Origin of the sequence: Streptomyces sp. NBC_01276 (genome assembly GCF_041435355.1) — a bacterium.
In the GTDB taxonomy this organism is placed as follows: domain Bacteria; phylum Actinomycetota; class Actinomycetes; order Streptomycetales; family Streptomycetaceae; genus Streptomyces.
The window spans coordinates 7,060,032-7,081,008 of sequence record NZ_CP108442.1 but is presented as its reverse complement, the minus strand read 5'-3'; the positions used below and the strand labels follow the sequence as shown (position 1 = coordinate 7,081,008).

The window sequence follows — 20,977 nt, the reverse complement described above, 5'->3', positions numbered from 1 at the left end:
CCTCCCCGTCCCGCCCCCGGGGCCGTCGCGACGCGCGACGGCCCCGGGGGCGTTCTGCGGGCGCCGGGTCCCGGAGCGGGTCAGCCCGTCGCGGTACCCCCTCCGGACAGGGTGAGGGCGGTGTTCACCAGGCCCACGTGGCTGAAGGCCTGCGGGAAGTTGCCGAGCTGGCGTCCGGCGATCGGGTCGTACTCCTCGGCCAGCAGTCCCACGTCGTTGCGCACGTCGAGCAGCCGTTCGAAGAGGGTGCGCGCCTCCTTCTCCCGGCCGGTCAGGTACAGCGCGTCCGCCAGCCAGAAGGAGCAGGCCAGGAAGGCTCCCTCGTCCCCGGGCAGCCCGTCCACGGAGGGGCCTTCGGTGCTGTAGCGGCGGACCAGACCGCTGCGGCCCAGTTCCGCCCGGACCGCGTCGACGGTGCCGATGACGCGGGGGTCGTCGGGCGGCAGGAAGCCGACCCGGGGGATGAGCAGGGTGGCCGCGTCCAGCTCGCGCGAGCCGTAGTACTGGGTGAAGGTGCCGCGCTCGGGGTCGAAGCCGTGCTCGCAGACGTCGCGGTGGACCTCGTCGCGCATGGTCCGCCAGCGCTCCACGTCCCCGGGCATGGACGGGTCTCCCTCCAGGGCCCGCACGGCCCGGTCGGCGGCGACCCAGGCCATCACCTTGGAGTGCACGAAGTGGCGGCGGGGACCGCGCACCTCCCACAGCCCCTCGTCGGGGCGGTGCCAGTTGCGCTCCAGGAAGTCGAGGAGGGCGAGCTGGATCTTCCAGGCGTGCCGTTCCTTGGCGAGACCGGTGGTCCGCGCGAGGTGCAGGGAGTCCAGGACCTCTCCGTACACGTCGAGCTGGAGCTGGTCCACGGCGGCGTTCCCGACGCGGACGGGCGCGGAGCCGCCGTATCCGCGCAGCCAGGCCAGGTCGCTCTCGGGGATCCGGCGCTCGCCTCCGAGGCCGTACATGATCTGGAGGTCGGCCGGGTCGCCCGCGACGGCCCGCAGCAGCCAGCGGCGCCAGGCGCCGGCCTCGTCGAGGTAGCCGGTGGACAGGAGGGTGCCGAGGGTGAGGGTGGAGTCGCGCAGCCAGCAGTAGCGGTAGTCCCAGTTGCGGACGCCGCCGAGTTCCTCGGGCAGCGAGGTGGTGGCCGCCGCGACGATCCCCCCGGTGGGGGCGTAGGTGAGGCCCTTGAGGGTGATCAGGGAGCGGACGACCGCCTCCCGGTAGGGACCCCGGTAGCGGCAGCGCCCGGACCACTCCTGCCAGTCGGCGAGGCTCTGCTGGAGCGCCTGGTACGGGTCGACCTGCTCGGGGCGCGGTTCGTGCGAGGCGTGCCAGGTGAGCACGAAGGCGACCCGGTCGCCGGGGCCGACGGTGAACTCCGAGCGGGTGCTCTTGTCCTCGCCCCAGGTGTGGACCGGCGGGTCGCTGCGGAACCACACCGAGTCGGGTCCGGCCACGGCGACCCGGTCGCCCTCGCTGCGCCGGACCCAGGGGACCACGTGGCCGTAGTCGAAGCGCAGCCGCAGGGTGCTGCGGACGGTGACCTGGCCGGTGATCCCCTCCACGATGCGCATCACCTCGGGCGCGGTGTCCCGTTGCGGCATGAAGTCGGTGACCTTGACGGTGCCGTCCTCGGTCTCCCAGTGGGATTCCAGGACCAGCGAGCCGTCCACGTACGCCCGGCGGGTGCAGCGCTCGCCGTCGGCGGCGCTCTTCGGGGCGATGAGCCAGTGGCCGTTGTCCACTGCGCCGAGGAGGGCGGCGAAGCAGGCGGCGGAGTCGAAGCGGGGCAGGCACAGCCAGTCGATGGACCCGTCGCGGCCGACCAGACCGCTGGTCATGAGGTCGCCGATGAGTGCGTAGTCTTCGATGGGTTGTGTCATTTCTCCGCTGTTCCCCCGATCACCCGGAGCCAATCAGGGTGTCGGGACGGATCCCTCCGAGGGAGGGACCCGTCCGCCGCGGAGGGGACGGCCTAGTTCCGCACGAGGAGCGTCACGGCCGCGAGGACCACTCCGAGGGCCAGCGCCTGGGCGCCGAGGGCGAGCCGGTGGGTGCGCAGCGCGGGGACGGGCAGCAGCCGGTCGACGGCGAAGCGGCCGGGGCCGGTGAGGGTGAGGGCCGCGGCGGCCACGGTGAGGAGGAGCTCGTACTCCATGCCCTTGGGGGCGAAGAAGGCTCCGGTGCCGTGGACGGCGGCAGCGTTGATCATCGTGCCGAGGACCGCGGCACCGGCGAGCGGGGTGAGCAGGCCGACGGCGAGGGCGAGACCGCCCAGGGTCTCGGTCAGGCCGGCGACGGCGGCCATGGTCTCCCCGGCCGGGTAGCCGCTGGCGGTGAAGAACTGGCCGGTGCCGGTGATGCCGCCCCCGTCGAACCAGCCGAAGAGCTTCTGCACGCCGTGGGCGGCCACGGTCAGGCCGAGGACCACGCGCAGGAGCAGCAGTCCGGCGTCGTGGGGGGCGGTGGGGGCGGTGGGGGCGTCCTGCACGGCCGGTGCCGTGGCCCGGGCCTTCGTCGCGGTGGCGGAGGCGCTGGTCATGGGGAGGTTCCTTCCGGTCGGTACGGTCCGGGGGGAGTTGTTCAAATTCGAACCGACACCCCGACCCTAACCACTGATTCAAATTGGAACAACCCGTGTAGGCTGGCCCCATGGCTGAGACGAGATGGCTGGACGACCGCGAGATGCGGGCCTGGAACGGCTTCCTGGCCGCTTCCGCCCTGGTGAACCGGCGCCTCGACCAACAGCTCAAGGACGACTCCGGCCTCTCCCATCCGCAGTACGAGATCCTCGTGCGGCTCGCCGCGGCGCCCGACCGCGAACTGCGCATGACCGAACTGGCCAACGGCCTGATCAACTCCAAGAGCGGTCTGACCTACCAGGTCACCCAGATGGAGAAGGCCGGACTGGTCCGCCGCCGCAGCTGCCCCTCCGACGTCCGCGGGGTCTTCGCGGTCCTCACCGAGGCGGGCCTGGCCCGGCTGGAGGCGGCCGCACCCGGACACGTGACCACCGTCCGGGAGATCCTCGTCGACGTCCTGACCCCCGAGCAGCTCGACGCGCTGGCCGCCGGCCTCGGCGAGGTCAGCCGCCGGCTGCGCGAACAGGGCGCCTGACGGGTAAGAGTCCCCCATGGACGGAAATGCCTGGCTGATCCTCGCCGCGGTCCTCGCCCTCGGGCTGGCGGTCGCGGCGGGCGTACTGCTGGTCCGGGTGTTCGCGGCGCGCCGACTGCTGCTGGACGCGGGGATCCCGCTGCGCGACAAGGCGCTGTTCTGGGTGGCCGTCGCCTACACCCTCTCGCCCGTGGACCTGGTTCCGGACCCGGTGTACCTCGACGACATCGGCGTCCTGCTGCTGGCGCTGCGCTCCCTGCAGGCGGCCGCCTCGGCCGCCGCCGCCAGGAGGCCCTCCGACCGGGCCGCCTGACGGCGCGGGGCGCCCGCCGTCGCGGGCACCGAGGACGCCGCGCGGCCCATTCCCCGGGACCACACGGCGTCCGTCCACGGGACGCGGCGCGCATGGCGCGCGCGGCGCCGCTCCGGGGCGCTACTTCGGCATCAGGACGGTGTCGACGATGTAGACCGTGGCGTTCGCGGTGGGGACGTTGCCGCAGACCACGTTCGAGGTGTCGTTGACCTTGTAGGACCCGTCCGAGCCGGCGGTCGTGATCCGGCCCTTCTCCAGCGTGTCGAAGGAGCCGTTCTCCAGCTGCTTCGGGGTGACCGACTGGCCGACCACGTGGTACGTGAGGATCTTGGTCAGCGTGGCCTTGTCGGCCAGCACCTTGTCCAGGTCGGCCTTCGGGATCTTCGCGAAGGCGTCGTTGGTCGGGGCGAACACCGTGATGCCCTTGGCGTTGTTCAGGGTGTCCACCAGCCCCGCCTTCTTGACGGCCGCGACCAGCGTGGACAGCGCCGGGTTGTTGGACGCCGCGGTGGCCACGGGGTCCTTGGCCATGCCGTCGAAGCTGCCCGCGCCCTCCTTGGGCACACCGGCGCAGGCCGGGCCGAACGGCTGGTCCATCGCGGCCGCGGGCATCGAACCCGCGCTGCTCGGGGCGGTCCCGGCGGCCGCCGCCTGGCTGCCGTAGCCGGTGTCCGCGCCGGAGTCGGAGGAGCAGGCGGCGAGGGCGAAGGGCAGGACCGCTGCGGCGGCGACGGCAACGGCGGTACGACGGAAACGAGGGGTGTTCATGACGGGGGTTCTCCTTGGGATGTCTGCCGCCGGAGCGGAGGTTCGGAAGGGGCTGGGGAGGAGTGGATGGGGAGGACGGAGGGGGTCGGAGGGTCGGAGGGGTCGGAGGGGTCGGGGAGGGTCTTCGGACGGCCTCGGACGGCCTCGGGCGGCCTCCGACCGCCCGGGGGCGGTGGACGGGGGCTCAGTCGACGCTGACCACGACCGAGTGCCGGCCGCTCGCGCCGTCCGGGACGGTCCGCGTGCGCTCCTCGGTCTGGACGGTTCCCGTCCGGTCGGTGGCGCGGACGGTGAGGGTGTGGCCGCCGGTGGCGGCGCGCCAGGGGTAGGACCACTGCCGCCAGGTGTCGGCGGTGTCCTCGGCCGCCAGGTCGGCCTGCTCCCAGGGCCCTTCGTCGACGCGCACCTCGACCCGGTCGATGCCGCGGTGCTGGGCCCAGGCCACCCCGGCGACGGTGACCGGGCCGGTGCGCAGCCGTGCGAAGGGCTTGGGCGTGTCGATGCGCGCCTGCGTCTTGACGGGGGCCCTGCGCGCCCACTTCCGCTTGACCCAGTACGGGTCGTAGGCGTCGAAGGTGGTCAGCTCGATGTCCTGGATCCACTTGCAGGCGGACACGTATCCGTAGAGGCCCGGTACGAGCATCCGTACGGGGAAGCCGTGCTCGAAGGGCAGGGGCTCGCCGTTCATGCCCACGGCGAGCAGTGCGTCCCGGCCGTCCATGACCTCCTCGACGGGGCTGCCCAGGGTCATGCCGTCCGTGGACCGGGCCACCAGCTGGTCGGCCGGGCCGCCCCGGGACGGGGGGCGTACGCCGGCCTCGCGCAGCAGGCCGGCGAGGGGGACGCCGAGCCAGCGGGCGGTGCCGGCGTAGGGTCCGCCGACCTCGTTGGAGACGCAGGTCAGGGTGATGTCGCGTTCGATCAGGTCCCGGCCCAGCAGGTCGGCGTAGGTGTAGGTGCGGGGCCGGGCCACGCCCCGGCCGTGGATGCGCAGCCGCCAGGTGTCGGCGGACAGTCTGGGGACCACCAGGGCGGTGTCGACCCGGTAGAAGTCGGCGTTCGGGGTGGTGAAGGGGCTGATCCCGGGAACGCGGAGGGAGGCTCCCCGGGGCAGCGCCGCGGCGGGTGAGGCGGGTGCGGGCAGCCGGACGGCGTCCCGGGTGGCGGCCGCGTCCCGGCCCCGCGAGGCTCCGAGGCGGCGCCCGAGGGCTCCGGCCGCCGTGGCGGTCAGCGCCGTGGCCCCGGCGGCGTACAGGAAGACCCGGCGGCTCCGGTCGGCGCCGCCCGGGGCGGGCTCCGGCCGCGGGGCGGTCAGCAGGCCGGTCAGGAGGTACAGCAGTCCCGCCCCGGCCAGCGCCCCCGCCAGTGAGGGCAGGACGTCGGCCGGGCCGGTGGAGTCGGGCCGGGTCAGGGCGGCCGCGCCGCCGACCGCTCCGAAGAGCAGCACCCCGGCCGCGCCGGTGCGCCGGTGGCGGAGGGCGAGGAGGCCGAGGGCGACGGCGAGGAGGCCGAGGACCGCCAGGATCCCCAGCTGGAGGACGAGCTTGTCGTCGGTGCCGAAGTGACGGACCGCCCAGTCCTTCAGGGCGGCCGGCGTCCGGTCGATGGCCGCCCCGCCCACCGCCGTGACGGGCCCCGCCTCGGGGCGTACGGCGGCCGAGACCAGCTCGGCGGCCGCCAGGGCCGCGTAGCCGGAGAGCAGGCCGCCGAGCGCCGCCGGGGCGGTGCGGGCGAAGGTGCTGCGGTTGATCCTCACAACGGGTCTTCGGGGCCACCGGTCCGGCGGATTGGCCGATCCGCCGTTCGAGTGAAAGAACGCTCCCGGTTGACGTCGGCGGGAGTGCCGGGGACGGGGCGGCACCCCGCGGAGCAGTGTCGGTGGCCGGTGGCACCATGGCCCCCATGCTTCGTGACGATCTTGACACCGTTGTGTCCCCCGGTTCCGCCGTCTCCCCCTTCGCCTCGCCCGCGGCCCTGCTGGAGGCCGGCCCCGACCGCGCCCGCGCCCTCGCCGGATCGGCCGGCGGGGTGGGGCGCGAGGTGTTCACCCAGGCCGAGGCCGTGTTCGGGCGCGAGGAGGTCTCACGCGCCGAGTTCGCCTCGTGGCTGCACTTCGCCGCGAAGGTGCTGGGCCGGGACGCCTACGCCGACGAGGTCGCGGCCGCCGAGCCCGGGATGCCGTGGCGGACCGTGTGGGCCTGGTGGCGTCCGGTCGGCGCCCACCGGGCCGATCCGAACCTCAGCGGGGACCGGAGCGCCGAGGTCTTCGACGACGCGCGGGGCACCGGGGACGGACCGCTGCTCAAGGTGTGGGCGATCTGGACCGCCGACCGCTGGTTCGACCTGGCCACCGGCACGCCGTGCCCGCCACCGGCCGACGGGACGTACGTGGCCCGGACCGGGGAGGCCGAAGAGGCGGAACCGTTCCTCTTCGACGGCGAGGAAGGGGCCTGGGCGCTCCGGTGCCCCGGGACCTGGGAGGAGCCCCTGGCCCTCGGCGGGGGCCGGTTCCTGCTCGCCGAGGCGCGCGGGGTGCTGGTCGCCGAGCGCAACCCGGCGGTGACCGACTGGCCCACCGGCGGAGCCGACACCGCTTCCTGGGAGGAGGGGGACGGCGAGCCGTGGTTCCTGGACCCGACACCGGCCGACTCCCCGCTGGACGCCGCCCGGCTGGACGGGGTCTTCGGCGCCGGGCACGTGCAACGGCTGGCGGAGTCCGCGCTGCCCGCCGCCCTGACGCACGCCCCGACCCGGGAGCTGCTGACCCGTGTCGGCATGCCCCGCCACTGGGGCGCGGGGGTGACCTCCTTCGAGCTGGGCTTCGGGGACGAGGGCCCCGTACGGGCCCCGGAGGACCCGGAGGGCCTCCTCTGTCTGGGCTCCTTCGGGCTGGGCTACGGGGACGAGGGCCGGGTGCTGGTCGACGCGGGGACGGGCGAGGTCCTCGTGTCCCGCAACGAGGAGGAACCGTTCGGCCTCGCCCGCGACACGGAGACCTTCGTCAGGCTGCTGGAGGCCGTCCGCCGGTACATGGGGGCCTGCTGGTACCCCTACCCGGGCGAGGACGGCATCGGGGACTTCAACGACGAGATCGCCGCCCTGGAGCCGGCCGCCCTGGAGCCGGGCCCCGCACAGGAGCTGTGGGAGCACGTCTTCGCGTCGATCACCGAGCTGACCGTGTACGGCTACTGAGCGCCGGCGGGGTCGGCGGGCCGCCGCGCGCGTGTCGCGGCGGCCCGCCCTCCCCTTGCGGCCGGCCGGTGGTCCCGGCCCCCGGTCAGTCCCGGAGGGCCCGGCCCAGTCCGAGCCGGTCGGTGCCCAGTTTGGTGAAGACCGCGGACAGCAGTTCCGGTACCGCCCGGGGGTCGGCCTGCAACTCCTTGGCGATCGCCGCGTTGTCCAGGCCCCGGGCGGCATGGCGCGCCGCCGCGTGCTCGGCGACCGTCAGACTGTCCTGCTCTGAGGTGTACAGCCGGCGGGGACGCAGCCCGGCCGAGGCGAGCTGGGCACGGGCCCGGTCCACCAGGACCTCCGCACCGCAGGCGGCGGCGGTTTCCATGCCCCGGTAGAGCTGCTGCGCCGCCTGGTGCGGGTCGCCCAGGGTGTGCAGGGCCGTCCCGTGGTCGATCAGCGCGTGCGCCAGTTCGGCGGCGGCCGGGGACTGGTCGAGGTGGTCCACGGCCTCCTTGAGCAGGACCGCGGCACGGGCGGGCTCGGATGCCGCCGCCGCGACGCGCAGGGCGTGGCCGATCACGCTGGACGCTCCGAACGCGCGGGCGCGCACGACCGCTTCGGCCGCCGTGGCGGCGGCCAGTTCGGTGTCGTGCGTGAGCTGGGCGAGGGCCAGGTCGAGCTGCCAGGGGCTCCACGACGGGTTCCGCGTGCCGCGCAGGTCGAGCCGCTTCCCGGCGGCGGACAGGTGGTGCTCCGCCTCCTCGATGCGGCCCTGGGCCAGGAGCAGCTTGCCCCACACGGCTTGCGGGTCGGGGTAGACGACCGCCGGGGGAAATCCGTCGGCCAGCTTGTAGGTGCGGGCGACCTGCCGGGCCTCGGCGACGTTCCCGCGGGCGAGCAGCGTCTCGATGAGGGTGCCGATCGCGTACCACTGGGCCGGGATGTCGTGCCCGATGCGGTCGGCGATCTGCAGGCCGCTGCGGACGAAGTCCTCGGCCTCCGCGAGGCGTCCGCGCCGGTAACGGATGTAGCCGAGCAGCGTGTAGACGAACGACAGGTGGGCGCCGCGCCAGCCCTTCGCCTCGAACTCCACGATGGCGGTGTTGAAGAGTTCCTCGGCGCGGCCCGGCTGGTCGCAGTACATGAGGGTGAGGGCCACGACGGCCGGGACCTCGAAACCGAAGTCCTGGTCGGTCCAGCTCATTCCTCCGTCCAGCGCCTGCTCCGCGTAGTCCAGGGCGGTGGCGACGGGTTCGCCGCGCAGGGCGGCGTCCCAGGCGCGCAGGCCCAGGATGTGCCGCTCGGCCAGGCCCCGGCCGACGATCCGCTTCGCGAACTGGACGAGCAGCCGGGACCGGGCGGGCGAGTTCTCCTCGTCGACCCGGACGGAGTTCCACTTGAACTGTTCGGCCTGCATGCGCAGCCGGGTGCGGGAGCTCGTCGCGTGCCGGGCCTCCTCCGCGAGGAGTTCGGCGGCCTGCGCCAGCTGCCCGGTGTGGCCGAGGGCCTGGGCGAGCCGGTACGTGATCGCCTCGCGGAGCTCCGGCGCGGTACTGGGTTCCTCCAGTGCCGTCCTGAGCTGGTTGATGGTGGTCACCGGGTCGTGCAGGAGGTTGGCGGAGCCGAGTTCGAAGAGCACCCCGGCTCGGTGTTCGGCCTCGGGCGGTTCGCGCAGTGCCCGCGCCAGGTAGCGCCGCGCGGCGTCGGGCGCTCCCGCGGAGAAGCTCTCCCGCGCGGCCCGGCGCAGCTGCTGCACCACCCAGGGGTCGCCCTCGGGGTGCATCTCCAGCAGGTGGCGGGCCGCGGCCGTGGGGCCGTGCCCGTCGTCGACCAGGGCCTGTGCGGCCATCCCGTGCATGCCGACGCGCACGCCGGGCGGGATCGAGCGGTAGACGGCGGTGGCGATGAGGGGGTGGAAGAACTCCACGACCTCCTTGCGCTGCACGCTGGTCAGGACGGTGAGGATGCGCGCGTTGTGCAGCTGGTCGATGGCGTCGGCGGCCTGTGCCTCGCCGAGCGCCGCGACGCCCCCGACGATGCCGACCGGGACCGCGTTGCCGAGGACGGCGGCGGCCCAGGCCAGCCGGACGGTGGAGGGCCCGAGCTGTTCGAGGCGCTCGATCAGGCCGCTGCCCTTGACGGCGGAGGCCAGGTCGCGCAGCTGGGGGATGTTGTCCTGGTGCGGTTTGAGACCGCGGTCGCGGCCCTTCATGCCCAGTTCGACGACCTCGAAGGGGTTGCCTCCGGTGATCGCCCAGCATTCCCGGCAGAACACGTCGTCGGCGCTCTCGCCGAGGGCCTCGCGCACGATGCGGGCCACGGCGCTCGTGGTGAGCGGGGCCAGTTCGTGCGGGCGGGTCCCCTGGCGGCCCATCAGGGCGCGCAGCGGGGCGGCGTCCGAAGGGATCTCGTCGGGCCGGCAGGCCACCATGATCAGCATGGCCAGCTCCTCGGCCCGCGCCGCGAAGGCGGCCAGCCACGCCAGGGATTCGGCGTCGGCCCAGTGCGCGTCGTCGAGGATCAGGACGACGGGCGCGCCGCTGCGTACCGCTAAATGCGTCACGACCCAGTCCAGGCCGTCCCGGACGCCTTGGGGGTCGGGCGCTGTACGGCCCTTGGCGGAGGCCGTCAGGCCGAGTGCCGGGGCGACGATGCCGTGCCAGCTGCCGAGGACGTCGAGCCGCTCCTGCTCGCTAAGGGCGGCGAACGTCGGCTGGATCAGCTGGCGCATGACGTGGAACGGGACCTGCTTCTCCTGCTCGCCGCCCCGTGCGAAGAGCACGGTGCAGCCGCGGTCGGCGGCGTGCCGACGGGCCTCGCCCAGCAGGGTGGTCTTGCCTATGCCGCCCGACCCGGCGAAGGTCAGGACGCCTCCGCGGCGGGTGGGCGAACCGGTGTCCGAGACACCGAAGAGTTCGTCCACCGCGCGATGGATCGCCAGAATTTCGGATTCCCGCTCGAGGAGGGGCGCGGGGGCCCACCCTCTCGGTTCCGTGACATGTGACATTCCTGCCCCCTCCTGCGCGTGCGGCCGAGTGTACGGCCCCGGGGGCGAGATGTTGCTGCTTAAACTTAATATTGAGGCATCTCGCCACTCTTACGGGGACAATGCTGTACTATCGGTCGGCTTCATTGCGGTGTGATGCTCAGCATTTGACGTAAATCCGTCTAGAAACGAACAAGAACGATCGGATTTCGTCAACGCCGGGCTATAGGAATCATCGGGAGTTCACTCGGCTGGGGAATGCCCGCCGGAACCTCACGCACCGTGACGCCCGGGGCCGGGGTCAGGTGCCAGCGTGACGACACGGTGGCCAGGGCCGTCAGGATCTCCGCCACCGCGAACGTGTCGCCGATGCACTTGTGCTGACCCGCCCCGAACGGGACGTACCGGTGGTCGCGCGGCCGTTCCCCCGCGTCCTTGCGCCAGCGGTCCGGGTCGAAGACCGTGGGGTCCGGGAAGAGGGCGGGGTCACGGTGCAGCGCGTACGGGCTGTAGGCCAGTTCGGCCCCGGCCGGAATGGCGACCCCGCCGAGCGTGAGCGGGGCGAGGGCGCGCCGGGTGAAGAGCAGGGGCGAATGCAGGCGCAGCGCCTCCTGGAACACGTCGTGCGCGTACGTCAGCCGCGCCAGGTCCTCGGCGCGGACCGGGCCCTCGCCCACCACCTCGTCGACCTCGGCCCGGAGCCGCTCCTGCACCTCGGGGTGCCGGCCGAGTTCGTGGAAGGTCCAGGCCAGGGTGGTCGCCGAGGTCTCCGTACCGGCGAACATGATGGCGATCACCTCGTCGCGCACCTGCTCGGGAGTCATCCCCGCGCCCGTCTCGGCGTCCACGCTCGACAGCAGCAGCGACAGCAGGTCGTGCCGCTCCTCGCCGTCGGACCCGTACTGCGCGATCACCTGGTCGATGATCCCGCGCAGCCGCGCGGCGGCGGAGTCGAACCTCCGGTTGAGCGGAATGGGCAGCCGGTCCAGTGACTTGGGCATGACCGCGCGTACGAGCATGCCCTCCAGGACGATGGGCAGCGAGCGGTGGACCTCCTCCACGGCGGGCCGGCTCAGGTCCCCCGAGAAGATCATCTCGGCGACCGAGGAGAGGGCGTAGCGGCGGGTCTCGGTGACCATCGAGACCTCGCGGCCGGACGTCCACGACGAGGACATCGCCGTGGCCTGGCGGCCCATCACCTCGGCGTACTCGGATATGTGGTTGCGGTGGAAGGCCGGCTGCATCATCCGGCGCTGCTTGCGGTGGAAGTCCCCGTCGGTGGTCACGATGCCGTTGCCGAACATGGGGCGCAGCCGCTCGAAGACCCGGCCGCGCCCGAACCGCTGCGCCTGCTGGACGAGCACGTCGTGGACGTGCTCCGGGCTCGTGAGGACGAACACGGGCCAGGTGCCGATGTCGAGGCGCACGACCTCCCCGTGCTCCCGCAGGGACTCCAGGAAGGCGATCGGCCGCCGCCACAGCTGCACCGCGTGGCCCAGGAGCGGTAACCGCCCCGGAGCCACGGGTGCGGGGACCACAGAGCCGGGCTGCTCCGCCTGTGCCATGGACCGACTCCCTGTCATGCCACCGAGACCAGGCCGGGGCGGGTGTACGCAGACTCCAGCCCGGCCGCGAACCGTTCGTCGCTGTACCGCGTGCACTCGTAACGCTGCCACAGATCCGCGCCGATGATCCAGTCCTCGTAGCTGCGCACGCACCGGGAGACCGCGTCGCGCACCCGGGGATCGGTCTCGCCGCGGGCGTCCAGGGCCTCGGTCAGCAGCCTCTCCCCGGCGAGGTACTCCTCGATCCGGTCCTGGATGCGGACCTCGACCGCCCGGACCGCCGCGGAGAGCGAGCAGCCCTCCCAGGCGGCGATGAGGGAGACGAGGTTGTTGTTGTCCCCGCAGGAGTGCTCCTTGGGGAGGGAGAACACGTCGTTGCCCCAGGAGATGACGTCCAGGGCGCTCGCGACGAGCGCCCGGTACTCGGGCAGGTCGTGGATGCGCTGCGGCACGTCCAGGCCGAGCCCCGCCTCCACCATGTCCATCATCGGCAGTATCTGCGAGCTGTGACGGCGCATCAGGATGTAGTCCCGGACCGACGGGCGGCCCTCGCCCCCGCGGTTGCCGGCCTCCTGGTCCAAGGAACCCAGCATGAGCGGGACATGGGCCCGGTAGCGGGCCGCGGGCCCCTCGGGCATCCCGTCCAGGATCCGGTCGCACACGTCGACGAACCCCTTCACCAGCGGGTTGCGGCGGGCCCGCGCACCCCCGCCCGATCCCGTCGCCAGGTGCTCGGTTATCGCGTCGGCCACCGGCCGCCAGGCGGCGACCTCACCCGTCCTGATGAGGTGGTCGTGCTGGTCGTCCAGAACGAACGACCACGCCATCCATTCGGCGAGCAGGACGACCGTTTCGTACGGCACCTCACCGCTCACCCGGCCGGCGAGATGACCGAACCCGATGCCCGCGAATTGGTCCACGGCATCGGTGACGAGTTCGTGGCGCACCGCCCATGTGACGGCCTCGGCGTTCGCGCGGGCGGCCAGGGGATGTTTGGAATTCCCGAAGGGAAGGTGAAAATCAGGAACAGAGAAAGAATCGAGCTGGGCCATTGATCCCCCCATGAAAGAGTCCGATTCGCCAATACCCGCTCACCTGAACGATCGCGACGGTCGCGATCGCGTGAAGACACCCCTTCTGCTGCGGCATTGTCGCGGCGACCGGCTGTGGCTGCCGAAATGAACCGGTCATGGAGCGACCAGATCCCGCCGACACACGACCACATCAGGCCACCGTTGAACTAATTAACTCGCAGGTCGCAGCGCACTGTCAATGTAGGACGAGAGGAGAAGATGAATTCATCCGGAAAATACCGAAAGTGTATTCGTGCGGAATATGCGAACGGCATACCCCGCGCCGGGCGGGGCCCGCGGCCTACACTGCGAGTGGACACGGCCGCCCGGGAGAGGTGGGAACGTGATCGGATACCGACCGCCGGATCCGGACGACGACCGGGGGGCGGACGTCCCGGGAACATGCCTGGACGGCTTGCGGGACCGCCTCGACGGGGAGCGGTTCGAGGTCCTCGTCCGCACGGTCCGGTCCGCCTGCGCATTGCCGGAGCAAGGTGACAGGACTGTACTGGAGGTGCCCGGGGACCGCGGACTCGCCCCCAACCTGCAGCGCGAGTACCCCTCCCTCATGGCAGCCATGATCACGGGCCACCTCGACCACCACCTGATCGAGGTCGTCGCCCCCGGCGGCGGCAAGGGCCGGGCGGTCGTGGAGAACACCGTCGACCTCACCGGGAGAGAACCATGAGGATGCTGATCAACACCGCGGACACCGTGGTCGCCGACGCCCTGCGCGGAATGGCGGCCGCACATCCCGAACTGGACGTGGACGTCGAGAACCGGCTCGTCGTACGCCGCGACGCCCGCGAGGGCGGGCGGGTCGGACTGGTGTCCGGCGGCGGCTCCGGGCACGAACCCCTGCACGGCGGCTTCGTCGGGTACGGGATGCTGTCGGCCGCCTGCCCCGGGGAGGTCTTCACCTCGCCGGTGCCGGACCAGATGCTGCGCGCGGCCGGCGCCGTCGACTCCGGGCAGGGCGTGCTGTTCGTCGTGAAGAACTACACCGGCGACGTGCTCAACTTCCGGATGGCCGCGGAACTGGCCGAGGACGACGGCCTGCGGGTCGAACAGGTCCTGGTCGACGACGACGTGGCCGTCACGGACAGCCTCTACACGGCGGGCCGGCGCGGCACCGGTGGCACCCTCTTCGTCGAGAAGATCGCCGGAGCGGCCGCCGAGGAGGGCGCCCCGCTGGACCGGGTCGCGGCGATCGCCCGTCAGGTCAACGCGTCCTCGCGCAGCTTCGGAGTGGCGCTCAGCGCCTGCACCACCCCCGCCAAGGGCAGCCCGACCTTCGACCTCCCCGACGGGGAGCTGGAGTTGGGCATCGGCATCCACGGGGAGCCCGGCCGGGAACGGCGCGCGATGATGACCTCCCGGGAGATCGCGGAGTTCGCGGTGGGCGCCGTACTGGAGGACCTGGCGCAGTCGGGCCCGGCGGACGCGCCGGTACTGGCCCTGGTCAACGGGATGGGGGCGACCCCGCTGCTGGAGCTGTACGGGTTCCACGCGGAGGTGGCCCGGGTGCTGGAGGCCCGCGGCGTGCCGGTGGCACGGTCCCTCGTCGGCAACTACGTGACCTCGCTCGACATGGCGGGCTGTTCGGTGACCCTGTGCCGGGCCGACGACGAGCTGCTGCGCCTGTGGGACGCGCCGGTGCAGACCGCCGCGCTGCGCTGGGGCCGCTGAGACGCGGGTGACCGTAGGGTGGCGGTGGGACCGTCCGAGCGGGTGCGAGACGAGGAGATCCGGTGCGTGACGCAGACTTCTTCCGACGCTGGTTGGACGCCGCCGCGGCGTCCGTGGAGCGGGAGGCGGACCGGCTGACGGAGCTGGACTCCCCCATCGGGGACGCCGATCACGGGAGCAACATGCTGCGGGGTTTCGTCGCCGTCCGCGCGGCGCTGGCCGGGGCCGACGCGGCGGCCCCGCCGGGCGCGCTGCTGCAACTGGCCGGGCGGACGCTGATCTCCACCGTCGGCGGCGCCTCCGGTCCGCTGTACGGGACACTGCTGCGCAGCAGTGGCAAGGAGCTCGGGGAGGCCGCCGAGGTCTCCGACGAGCAGGTGCGCGGGGCGCTGGACGCGGGGGTGGGCGCGGTGGCCCGGCTCGGCGGGGCGGCACCGGGCGACAAGACCATGCTGGACGCGCTGGTACCGGGGGTCGCGGCCCTCGCCGCCTCCTACGGCGACGCCGCGGACGCGGCCGAGAACGGCGCGGAGGCGACCACGCCGATGCTCGCGCGCAAGGGCCGGGCCAGTTACCTCGGGGAGCGCAGCATCGGGCACCAGGACCCGGGCGCCACCTCGTCGGCGCTGCTGCTGCGCGCGCTGGCCGACGCCGCCGGGGGCACCGGCGACACGGGCGGTGCGGCATGAGCGGCGGGCCGGTGGTCGGGATCGTGCTGGTCTCCCACAGCGCCGCGGTCGCGGAGTCGGTGGCGGAGCTGGCCCGCGGGCTGGCCGCGGGCGGAGCGGTGGCTCCGGTGGCCCCGGCGGGCGGCGCCGTCGACGGCGGGCTGGGGACGAGCGCGGAGCTGATCCTGGCGGCCGCGGCGTCGGTGGACCAGGGGGCGGGGGTGGCACTCCTGACCGACCTGGGCAGCTCGGTGCTGACGGTCAAGGCCCTGTTGGAGGACGAGGAACTGCCCGCCGGATCCCGGCTGGCGGACGCCCCCTTCCTGGAGGGGGCGGTGGCGGCGGTGGTGGCCGCCTCCGCGGGCGCCCCGCTGGACGCGGTGGTGGCGGCCGCCGCCGAGGCGTACGACTACCGCAAGGCCTGATCCTGCGCGGTCCGCCCCCGGTCCGGACGGGCTCCCGCACGCGCTCCCGCCCCCGAACCGGGCGGGGCGGGGCGGAACCGGGCTCACGGGCGGACCGGGCACGCGCGGAACTCACGCGGACGTCCCCGGGGCCGGCGGACCCGGCCGCCCGGCGGGCCCGCCGAGCCCCGGCCCCGGCCCCGGGGACGCGCTGCCGGGCCCCACCACCGGGTCCGCCGCCGGATGGCTACGGGCGCCCGCGCAGGGTTTCGATCTCGCGGCGCTCGCGCTTGGTCGGGCGGCCCGCCCCGCGGTCGCGGATGCCGACCACGGCCGCCTCCACCGGAGTGGGCGGCGGCGGGCTGTTGTCGATGAAGCACTCCGCCGCGACGGGAGCCCCGACCCGCTTGGTCACCGGCCGCCGAACCACGACGACGCGCTCGCGCCCCGCGTGGTAGAGCCGCACCTCGTCCCCCGCGCGCACGCTCTGCGCGGGCTTCGCGCGCTCCCCGTTGACCTTGACGTGGCCCGCCCGGCAGGCGGTGGCGGCGACCGACCGGGTCTTGGTCAGGCGCACCGACCACATCCAGGCGTCCACCCTCGCCGTACCGCCCGCATCCGTCGAACCCGTCGTCCTCGCGTCTGCATCAGCCATGCCCAGACTTTAGCGATCGGAAGGCCGGGAAGCAGAATGAGATTTGGCGGATAACACAATGGGGATGGCATCTGCGACGGAGATCGCCCCAAACGAATTGCAAATGCGCCAGAAGTGCCCCTACCTTGTCGCCCATGCAGTCCTACACCATCGGACAGGCGGCACGTCTGCTGGGCGTCAGCCCGGACACGGCGCGCCGCTGGGCCGACGCCGGCCGGGTCGCGACCCATCGCGACGAGGGCGGCCGTCGTCTGATCAACGGCCGTGACCTCGCGGTCTTCTCCGTCGAGGTGGGGCAGGGCGCCCACGCCGAGGACGGAGAGCCCTACACCTCCGCGCGCAACGCCTTCCCCGGGATCGTCACCGCCGTCAAACTCGGCGACGTGGCCGCCCAGGTGGAGATCCAGGCCGGTCCCCACCGCCTGGTCTCCCTGCTCACCCGCGAGGCCGTCGAGGAACTGGGTCTGGAGGTCGGCATGCAGGCCACCGCCCGCGTGAAGTCCACCAGCGTGCACATCGACCGCACCTGATCCACGCGCCGCAGCCCATTCCCACCGCTCGTCCCCACCCGCTCCGCCCGTCACCGGCGCGGGTCACCACCACGCGGTCCCGGCACCCGGCCGGCCGCCGACCCGACCGAGGAGCCCGAACCGTGTACCCGACCCTGAACCGCCGCGCGGCCGCAGCCGCGCTGACCGCCGCCCTGCTCGTCCCGCTGTCCGCCTGTGGCAGCGACGCCGAGAAGAAGGACGGCGCCGCGGGCTCCCCGTCCGCCTCGGCCCCGGCCGCGGCCCCGGCCAAGAACGTGAACCTCACCGTCCTCGCCGCCTCCTCCCTCACCGACGTCTTCAAGACCGCCGGTGAGGCGTACCAGAAGTCCCACCCCGGAACGAAGATCACCTTCTCCTTCGCCGGTTCGCAGGAGCTGGCCGCGCAGGTGAAGCAGGGCGCCCCGGCCGATGCCCTGGTCACCGCCGACACCAAGACGATGGACGGCCTCAAGGGCGAGACCAACGACGCCGCGGTCATCGCGAAGAACCGTCTCGTCATCGCGGCGGGCAAGGACAACCCGTTCAAGATCGACGAGCTGAAGGACCTCGCCGACTCCAAGATCAAGGTCGTCCTGGCGGCGCCCGAGGTCCCCGTCGGCCGCTACAGCAAGCAGATCCTCGACGCCCAGAAGATCGAGGTGAAGCCGGTCTCCCAGGAGGCGAACGTCCGCGCCGTCCTCTCCAAGGTCGAGCTGGGCGAGGCCGACGCCGGTCTCGTCTACAAGACGGACTCCGCCAAGTCCGGTGACAAGGTCGTCACCGTCGACATCCCGGACGACCAGAACGCCGTGGCCTCCTACCCGGCCGCGACGCTCAAGCAGTCCAAGAACAGCGAGGCCGCGGCCGCGTTCGTGGCCTGGCTGAGCACCCCGGAGGCCCAGAAGATCCTCCAGGACGCCGGCTTCCAGAAGGCGTAACCGGCCCGACGTTCGAAGGGGCTGCCCGGTCCGGGGGGACGGGCAGAGCCCCTTGTCCGTGCCCGCAGAAGGCCCCCCGTCCCCGTCCTTTCCCCCCGTCAGGCCTTCCCGCCTCGCGCCGCTTCGACCAGGAACCCGATGAGCAGACTCCGCACCCGCACCCGGCCTCCGCTGGCACTCGCGCTGCCCGCGCTGCTCGCCGTCGCGTTCCTGCTGCTGCCGCTGATCGGGATCCTCTCCCGTACGCAGTGGGGCGAACTCGGTACCCACCTCACCAGCCCCGGCGTCGTCGAGGCGCTGCAGCTGTCGCTGGTGGTGTCGCTGTGGGCGCTCGGCCTCTCCCTGCTGCTCGGCGTGCCGCTCGCCTGGCTGCTGGCCCGGGTCCCCTTCAAGGGCAAGGCCCTGGTGCGCTCGCTGGTGCTGCTGCCCATGGTGCTGCCGCCGACCGTCGGCGGTGTGGCCCTGCTGCTGGGCTTCGGGCGGCGCGGACTCCTCGGCCCCTGGCTGGAGGACACCTTCGGCGTCACCCTGCCGTTCCACACCTCCGGTGCCGTCGTCGCGGCCACGTTCGTGGCGATGCCCTTCCTGGTGATCAGCCTGGAGGGCGCGCTCGGCGGGCTCAAGCAGAGCTACGAGGAGACGGCCGCCTCCCTCGGCGCCCCGCCGGTCCGGGTGTTCTTCACCGTGACCCTGCCCATGGTGGCCCCCGGTCTGGTGGCCGGGGCGGCCCTCACCTGGGCCCGCGCGCTGGGCGAGTTCGGCGCGACCATCACCTTCGCGGGCAACCTGCCCGGCACCACCCAGACGCTTCCCCTCCAGGTGTACCTGCTGCTCCAGGACAAGCCGGAGGCCGCCACCTCGGTGTCGCTGCTGCTGCTCGCCATCGCCATGGGCGTGCTCATCGCCCTGCGCGGACGCTGGACCGCCACCCCGGTCGCCGCGAAGGACGCCGGGGCGGGGCGGCCGGCCGAGGAGCGCGCACCGTCCGCCCCGGGGCAGGACGCGCCCCCGTCCGACGGATCCGCCGCCGCCGCACCCTCACCCTCACCCGCTCCCGCTCCCCGCGGTGAGGCCGCGCGGGCCGAGGGCGGCGGATGGCCCCTGCACGCCGAGGTGACCGGCTTCAACGAGCTGACCCTGGACGCCGGACCGGGCACCACCATCGCCGTCGTCGGCGAGAACGGCGCCGGCAAGACCACCCTGCTGCGGGCCCTGCTCGGACTGACCCCGCGCGCCCACGCCCGGCTGCGCCTCGGGGACACCGACGTCACCGCCCTGCCCCCGCACCGGCGCCAGGTGGCCTGGGTGCCGCAGGACGGGGCGCTGTTCCCCCATCTGACGGCCCTCGCCAACACCGCGTACGGGCTGCGCGCCCGCGGGGCCGGCCGCGCCGCGGCCCGCCGCGAGGCGCAGGCCTGGCTGGACCGGCTCGGCGTCGGCCACCTCGCCCGGCGCAAGCCGGCCCAGCTGTCCGGGGGGCAGGCCCAGCGGGTGGCCCTCGCGCGGGCGCTCGCCGCCCGTCCCCGGCTGCTGCTGCTCGACGAGCCCCTCGCCGCCCTCGACCAGACCACCCGGGCCCACGTGCGGCACACCCTGCGCGCGCACCTGGCGGGCTTCGACGGTGTCTGTCTGATCGTCACCCACGATCCCGTGGAGGCGGTGTCGCTGGCCGACCGGGTCCTCGTCCTCTCCGACGGGCGCACCCTGCAGGACGGGGCCCCGGCCGAGGTGACCCGCCGGCCGCGCTCGCCCTGGGTGGCCCGGATGCTGGGCCGCAACGCCTGGCCCGGCACCGCCTCCGCCGACGGGCTCGCGCTCGGCCCGGGCGGGCGGCTCGTGGTGGCGGAGGCCCTGCCCGAAGGGGCGGAGGCGCTGGCGATCATCGCCCCGGAGGCGGTGTCGGTACACCGGGAGCGCCCCGGCGGCAGTCCGCGCAACGTCTGGCCCGGCACCATACGGGAGATCACCGCGGTCGGCAGCCGGCTGCGCGTCCTCGTGGGGTCCGCCGAGGTCCCCGACCTGGTCGCGGAGGTCACTCCGGAGGCGGCCGCCGAACTGGGTCTGGCCGACGGCACCGCGGTCTGGACGAGCGTGAAGGCGACCGAGGTCACCCTCGTACGCCTGTAGGGACGGCCCGCCCCGCGTCCTCGCGCATCCCTTTGGACGCGGGAGACGGGCTGACATATGTTCGACCCTGCCCGGCCGGCCCGTCAGCGGGCCGGCCCGCTCCTGCCGTTGCCGTCCGTACCCGTGGGGGGTCCTCCGTCATGTCCTTCAGCGCGCCCGGCTCGCCGCCGCCCCCGCCTCCGCCGGGGCAGCCGCCGTACGGGGCCGCCCCACGACCGGAGTACCCCGGGCCACCGGGACCGGCGTTCCCCTCCCCGTCCTACCCGGCCCCTGCCCACCCCGCCTACCCCACCCCGCAGCCGGCCGCCCCCGTGCTGCGTTCCCCGCGGGGCCTCGCGACGGCCGTGACGGTGCTGCTCTGCGCGGCGGCCGTCGCCGCCCTGCTGGGGTGCGTCGCCGACCTGTACACGTGGTCGCTGATGAAGGACGTACAGGCCGATCCCTTCGCGGTGCAGCAGCACACCCTCGAAGGCGCGGACCTGCTCACCACCCTCACCGGCGGCTTCCAGGGCCTGACGCTGCTGGCCACGGCGGTCGTCTTCGTCATCTGGTTCCACCGGGTGCGGACCAACGGCGGGATCTTCAACCCGGGTGCCTTCACCCGGTCCGCGGGCTGGGCCGTGGGGGCCTGGTTCATCCCCTTCGGCAACCTCTTCCTCCCCTACCGGGTCGCGGCGCAGACCTGGGCGGCGAGCGTGCAGCTGGGCCCGGACGGCTCCTTCCGGCGGGTCTCCACGGTGCCGCTGACCTCGTGGTGGATCCTCTGGGTCCTCTCCCGGGTCCTCGACACGACGGCCACGCTGCTCGGCAGCCGGGCGGACACCCCGCAGGCCCTGCGCACCGCGTCCGCCCTGGGCGCGTTCGCCGGTCTGACCACCGTGGCCGCGGCCGGGCTGGGCATCGTCTTCGTGCTCAGGCTGACGGCCCTGCAGAACGTGAAGGCCGTGCAGGGGCCGTACGCCGCCGCCTGAGCCGG

Annotated in this window: 19 protein-coding genes; 11 read left to right on the top strand and 8 right to left on the bottom strand. The window is 73.5% G+C overall.

The window, feature by feature from the left end:
- Positions 1–80 precede the first annotated feature (80 nt).
- Complete coding sequence (locus tag OG295_RS31925; protein ID WP_371680090.1) at positions 81–1,877, bottom strand: glycoside hydrolase family 15 protein; 1,797 nt, start codon at positions 1,875–1,877, stop codon at positions 81–83.
- Between the two features lie 92 nt (positions 1,878–1,969).
- Positions 1,970–2,536, bottom strand: a complete 567-nt coding sequence (locus OG295_RS31920) for a DoxX family protein (protein WP_371680088.1) — start codon at positions 2,534–2,536, stop codon at positions 1,970–1,972.
- 110 nt (positions 2,537–2,646) lie between these two features.
- Here OG295_RS31920 and OG295_RS31915 point away from each other — a divergent pair, with 110 nt between their 5' ends.
- Positions 2,647–3,111: a MarR family transcriptional regulator gene (locus OG295_RS31915; RefSeq protein ID WP_356210144.1), complete on the top strand. Its 465-nt coding sequence runs from the start codon at positions 2,647–2,649 to the stop codon at positions 3,109–3,111.
- Positions 3,112–3,127: 16 nt separating this feature from the next.
- A complete protein-coding gene (locus OG295_RS31910; protein ID WP_280915329.1) occupies positions 3,128–3,424 on the top strand; it encodes a YkvA family protein in 297 nt (98 codons plus the stop codon).
- Positions 3,425–3,544: 120 nt separating this feature from the next.
- Here the strand turns inward: OG295_RS31910 and OG295_RS31905 are convergent, their stop codons facing one another.
- Both OG295_RS31905 and OG295_RS31900 read right to left on the bottom strand, forming a co-directional pair.
- Positions 3,545–4,192, bottom strand: a complete 648-nt coding sequence (locus OG295_RS31905; protein WP_371680087.1) for a fasciclin domain-containing protein — start codon at positions 4,190–4,192, stop codon at positions 3,545–3,547.
- A 184-nt stretch (positions 4,193–4,376) separates the two neighbouring features.
- On the bottom strand, positions 4,377–5,948 hold the full coding sequence (locus OG295_RS31900) for a molybdopterin-dependent oxidoreductase (RefSeq protein ID WP_371680086.1): 1,572 nt from the start codon (positions 5,946–5,948) through the stop codon (positions 4,377–4,379).
- Positions 5,949–6,094: 146 nt separating this feature from the next.
- On the opposite strand from OG295_RS31900, the gene OG295_RS31895 reads away from it, so the two are divergent.
- Positions 6,095–7,384, top strand: coding sequence for an SUKH-4 family immunity protein (locus OG295_RS31895; protein WP_371680085.1), 1,290 nt, complete (start codon positions 6,095–6,097; stop codon positions 7,382–7,384).
- Positions 7,385–7,469: 85 nt separating this feature from the next.
- On the opposite strand, the gene OG295_RS31890 is transcribed toward OG295_RS31895, so the two are convergent.
- From OG295_RS31890 to OG295_RS31880, 3 genes are all read right to left on the bottom strand, one after another.
- A complete protein-coding gene (locus tag OG295_RS31890) occupies positions 7,470–10,289 on the bottom strand; it encodes an AAA family ATPase (protein WP_371680084.1) in 2,820 nt (939 codons plus the stop codon).
- 275 nt (positions 10,290–10,564) lie between these two features.
- Positions 10,565–11,917, bottom strand: coding sequence for a cytochrome P450 (locus OG295_RS31885; RefSeq protein WP_371680083.1), 1,353 nt, complete (start codon positions 11,915–11,917; stop codon positions 10,565–10,567).
- A gap of 14 nt (positions 11,918–11,931) precedes the next feature.
- On the bottom strand, positions 11,932–12,864 hold the full coding sequence (locus OG295_RS31880; RefSeq protein ID WP_371680082.1) for a terpene synthase family protein: 933 nt from the start codon (positions 12,862–12,864) through the stop codon (positions 11,932–11,934).
- A gap of 469 nt (positions 12,865–13,333) precedes the next feature.
- On the opposite strand from OG295_RS31880, the gene OG295_RS31875 reads away from it, so the two are divergent.
- The 4 genes from OG295_RS31875 to OG295_RS31860 all read left to right on the top strand — a co-directional run bounded on the left by OG295_RS31875 (position 13,334) and on the right by OG295_RS31860 (position 15,772).
- Positions 13,334–13,678 carry a hypothetical protein gene (locus OG295_RS31875; protein WP_371680081.1) on the top strand — a complete coding sequence of 115 codons (345 nt, stop codon included), beginning with the start codon at positions 13,334–13,336 and terminating at the stop codon, positions 13,676–13,678.
- Positions 13,675–14,679: a dihydroxyacetone kinase subunit DhaK gene (dhaK, locus tag OG295_RS31870; RefSeq protein WP_371680080.1), complete on the top strand. Its 1,005-nt coding sequence runs from the start codon at positions 13,675–13,677 to the stop codon at positions 14,677–14,679. Before OG295_RS31875 ends, dhaK begins: the two co-directional genes overlap by 4 nt.
- 62 nt (positions 14,680–14,741) lie before the next feature.
- On the top strand, positions 14,742–15,368 hold the full coding sequence (gene dhaL / locus OG295_RS31865) for a dihydroxyacetone kinase subunit DhaL (RefSeq protein WP_371680079.1): 627 nt from the start codon (positions 14,742–14,744) through the stop codon (positions 15,366–15,368).
- Entirely contained in the window at positions 15,365–15,772 is a 408-nt protein-coding gene (locus tag OG295_RS31860; protein ID WP_371680078.1) for a PTS-dependent dihydroxyacetone kinase phosphotransferase subunit DhaM, read from the top strand. The genes dhaL and OG295_RS31860 overlap by 4 nt, the downstream gene beginning before the upstream one ends.
- A gap of 226 nt (positions 15,773–15,998) precedes the next feature.
- Here OG295_RS31860 and OG295_RS31855 read toward each other — a convergent pair whose 3' ends face one another.
- The gene (locus tag OG295_RS31855) at positions 15,999–16,406 is read right to left on the bottom strand and encodes a S4 domain-containing protein (RefSeq protein WP_356210172.1); all 408 of its coding nucleotides are present in this window, start codon (positions 16,404–16,406) and stop codon (positions 15,999–16,001) included.
- A 134-nt stretch (positions 16,407–16,540) separates the two neighbouring features.
- Here OG295_RS31855 and OG295_RS31850 point away from each other — a divergent pair, with 134 nt between their 5' ends.
- From OG295_RS31850 to OG295_RS31835, 4 genes are all read left to right on the top strand, one after another.
- Positions 16,541–16,936, top strand: coding sequence for a molybdopterin-binding protein (locus tag OG295_RS31850; RefSeq protein WP_371680077.1), 396 nt, complete (start codon positions 16,541–16,543; stop codon positions 16,934–16,936).
- 122 nt (positions 16,937–17,058) lie between these two features.
- Entirely contained in the window at positions 17,059–17,874 is an 816-nt protein-coding gene (gene modA, locus OG295_RS31845) for a molybdate ABC transporter substrate-binding protein (protein WP_371680076.1), read from the top strand.
- A gap of 138 nt (positions 17,875–18,012) precedes the next feature.
- The gene (locus OG295_RS31840) at positions 18,013–20,001 is read left to right on the top strand and encodes an ABC transporter permease (RefSeq protein WP_371680075.1); all 1,989 of its coding nucleotides are present in this window, start codon (positions 18,013–18,015) and stop codon (positions 19,999–20,001) included.
- A gap of 140 nt (positions 20,002–20,141) precedes the next feature.
- The gene (locus tag OG295_RS31835; RefSeq protein WP_371680074.1) at positions 20,142–20,972 is read left to right on the top strand and encodes a DUF4328 domain-containing protein; all 831 of its coding nucleotides are present in this window, start codon (positions 20,142–20,144) and stop codon (positions 20,970–20,972) included.
- The last annotated feature ends 5 nt before the right edge of the window (positions 20,973–20,977 follow it).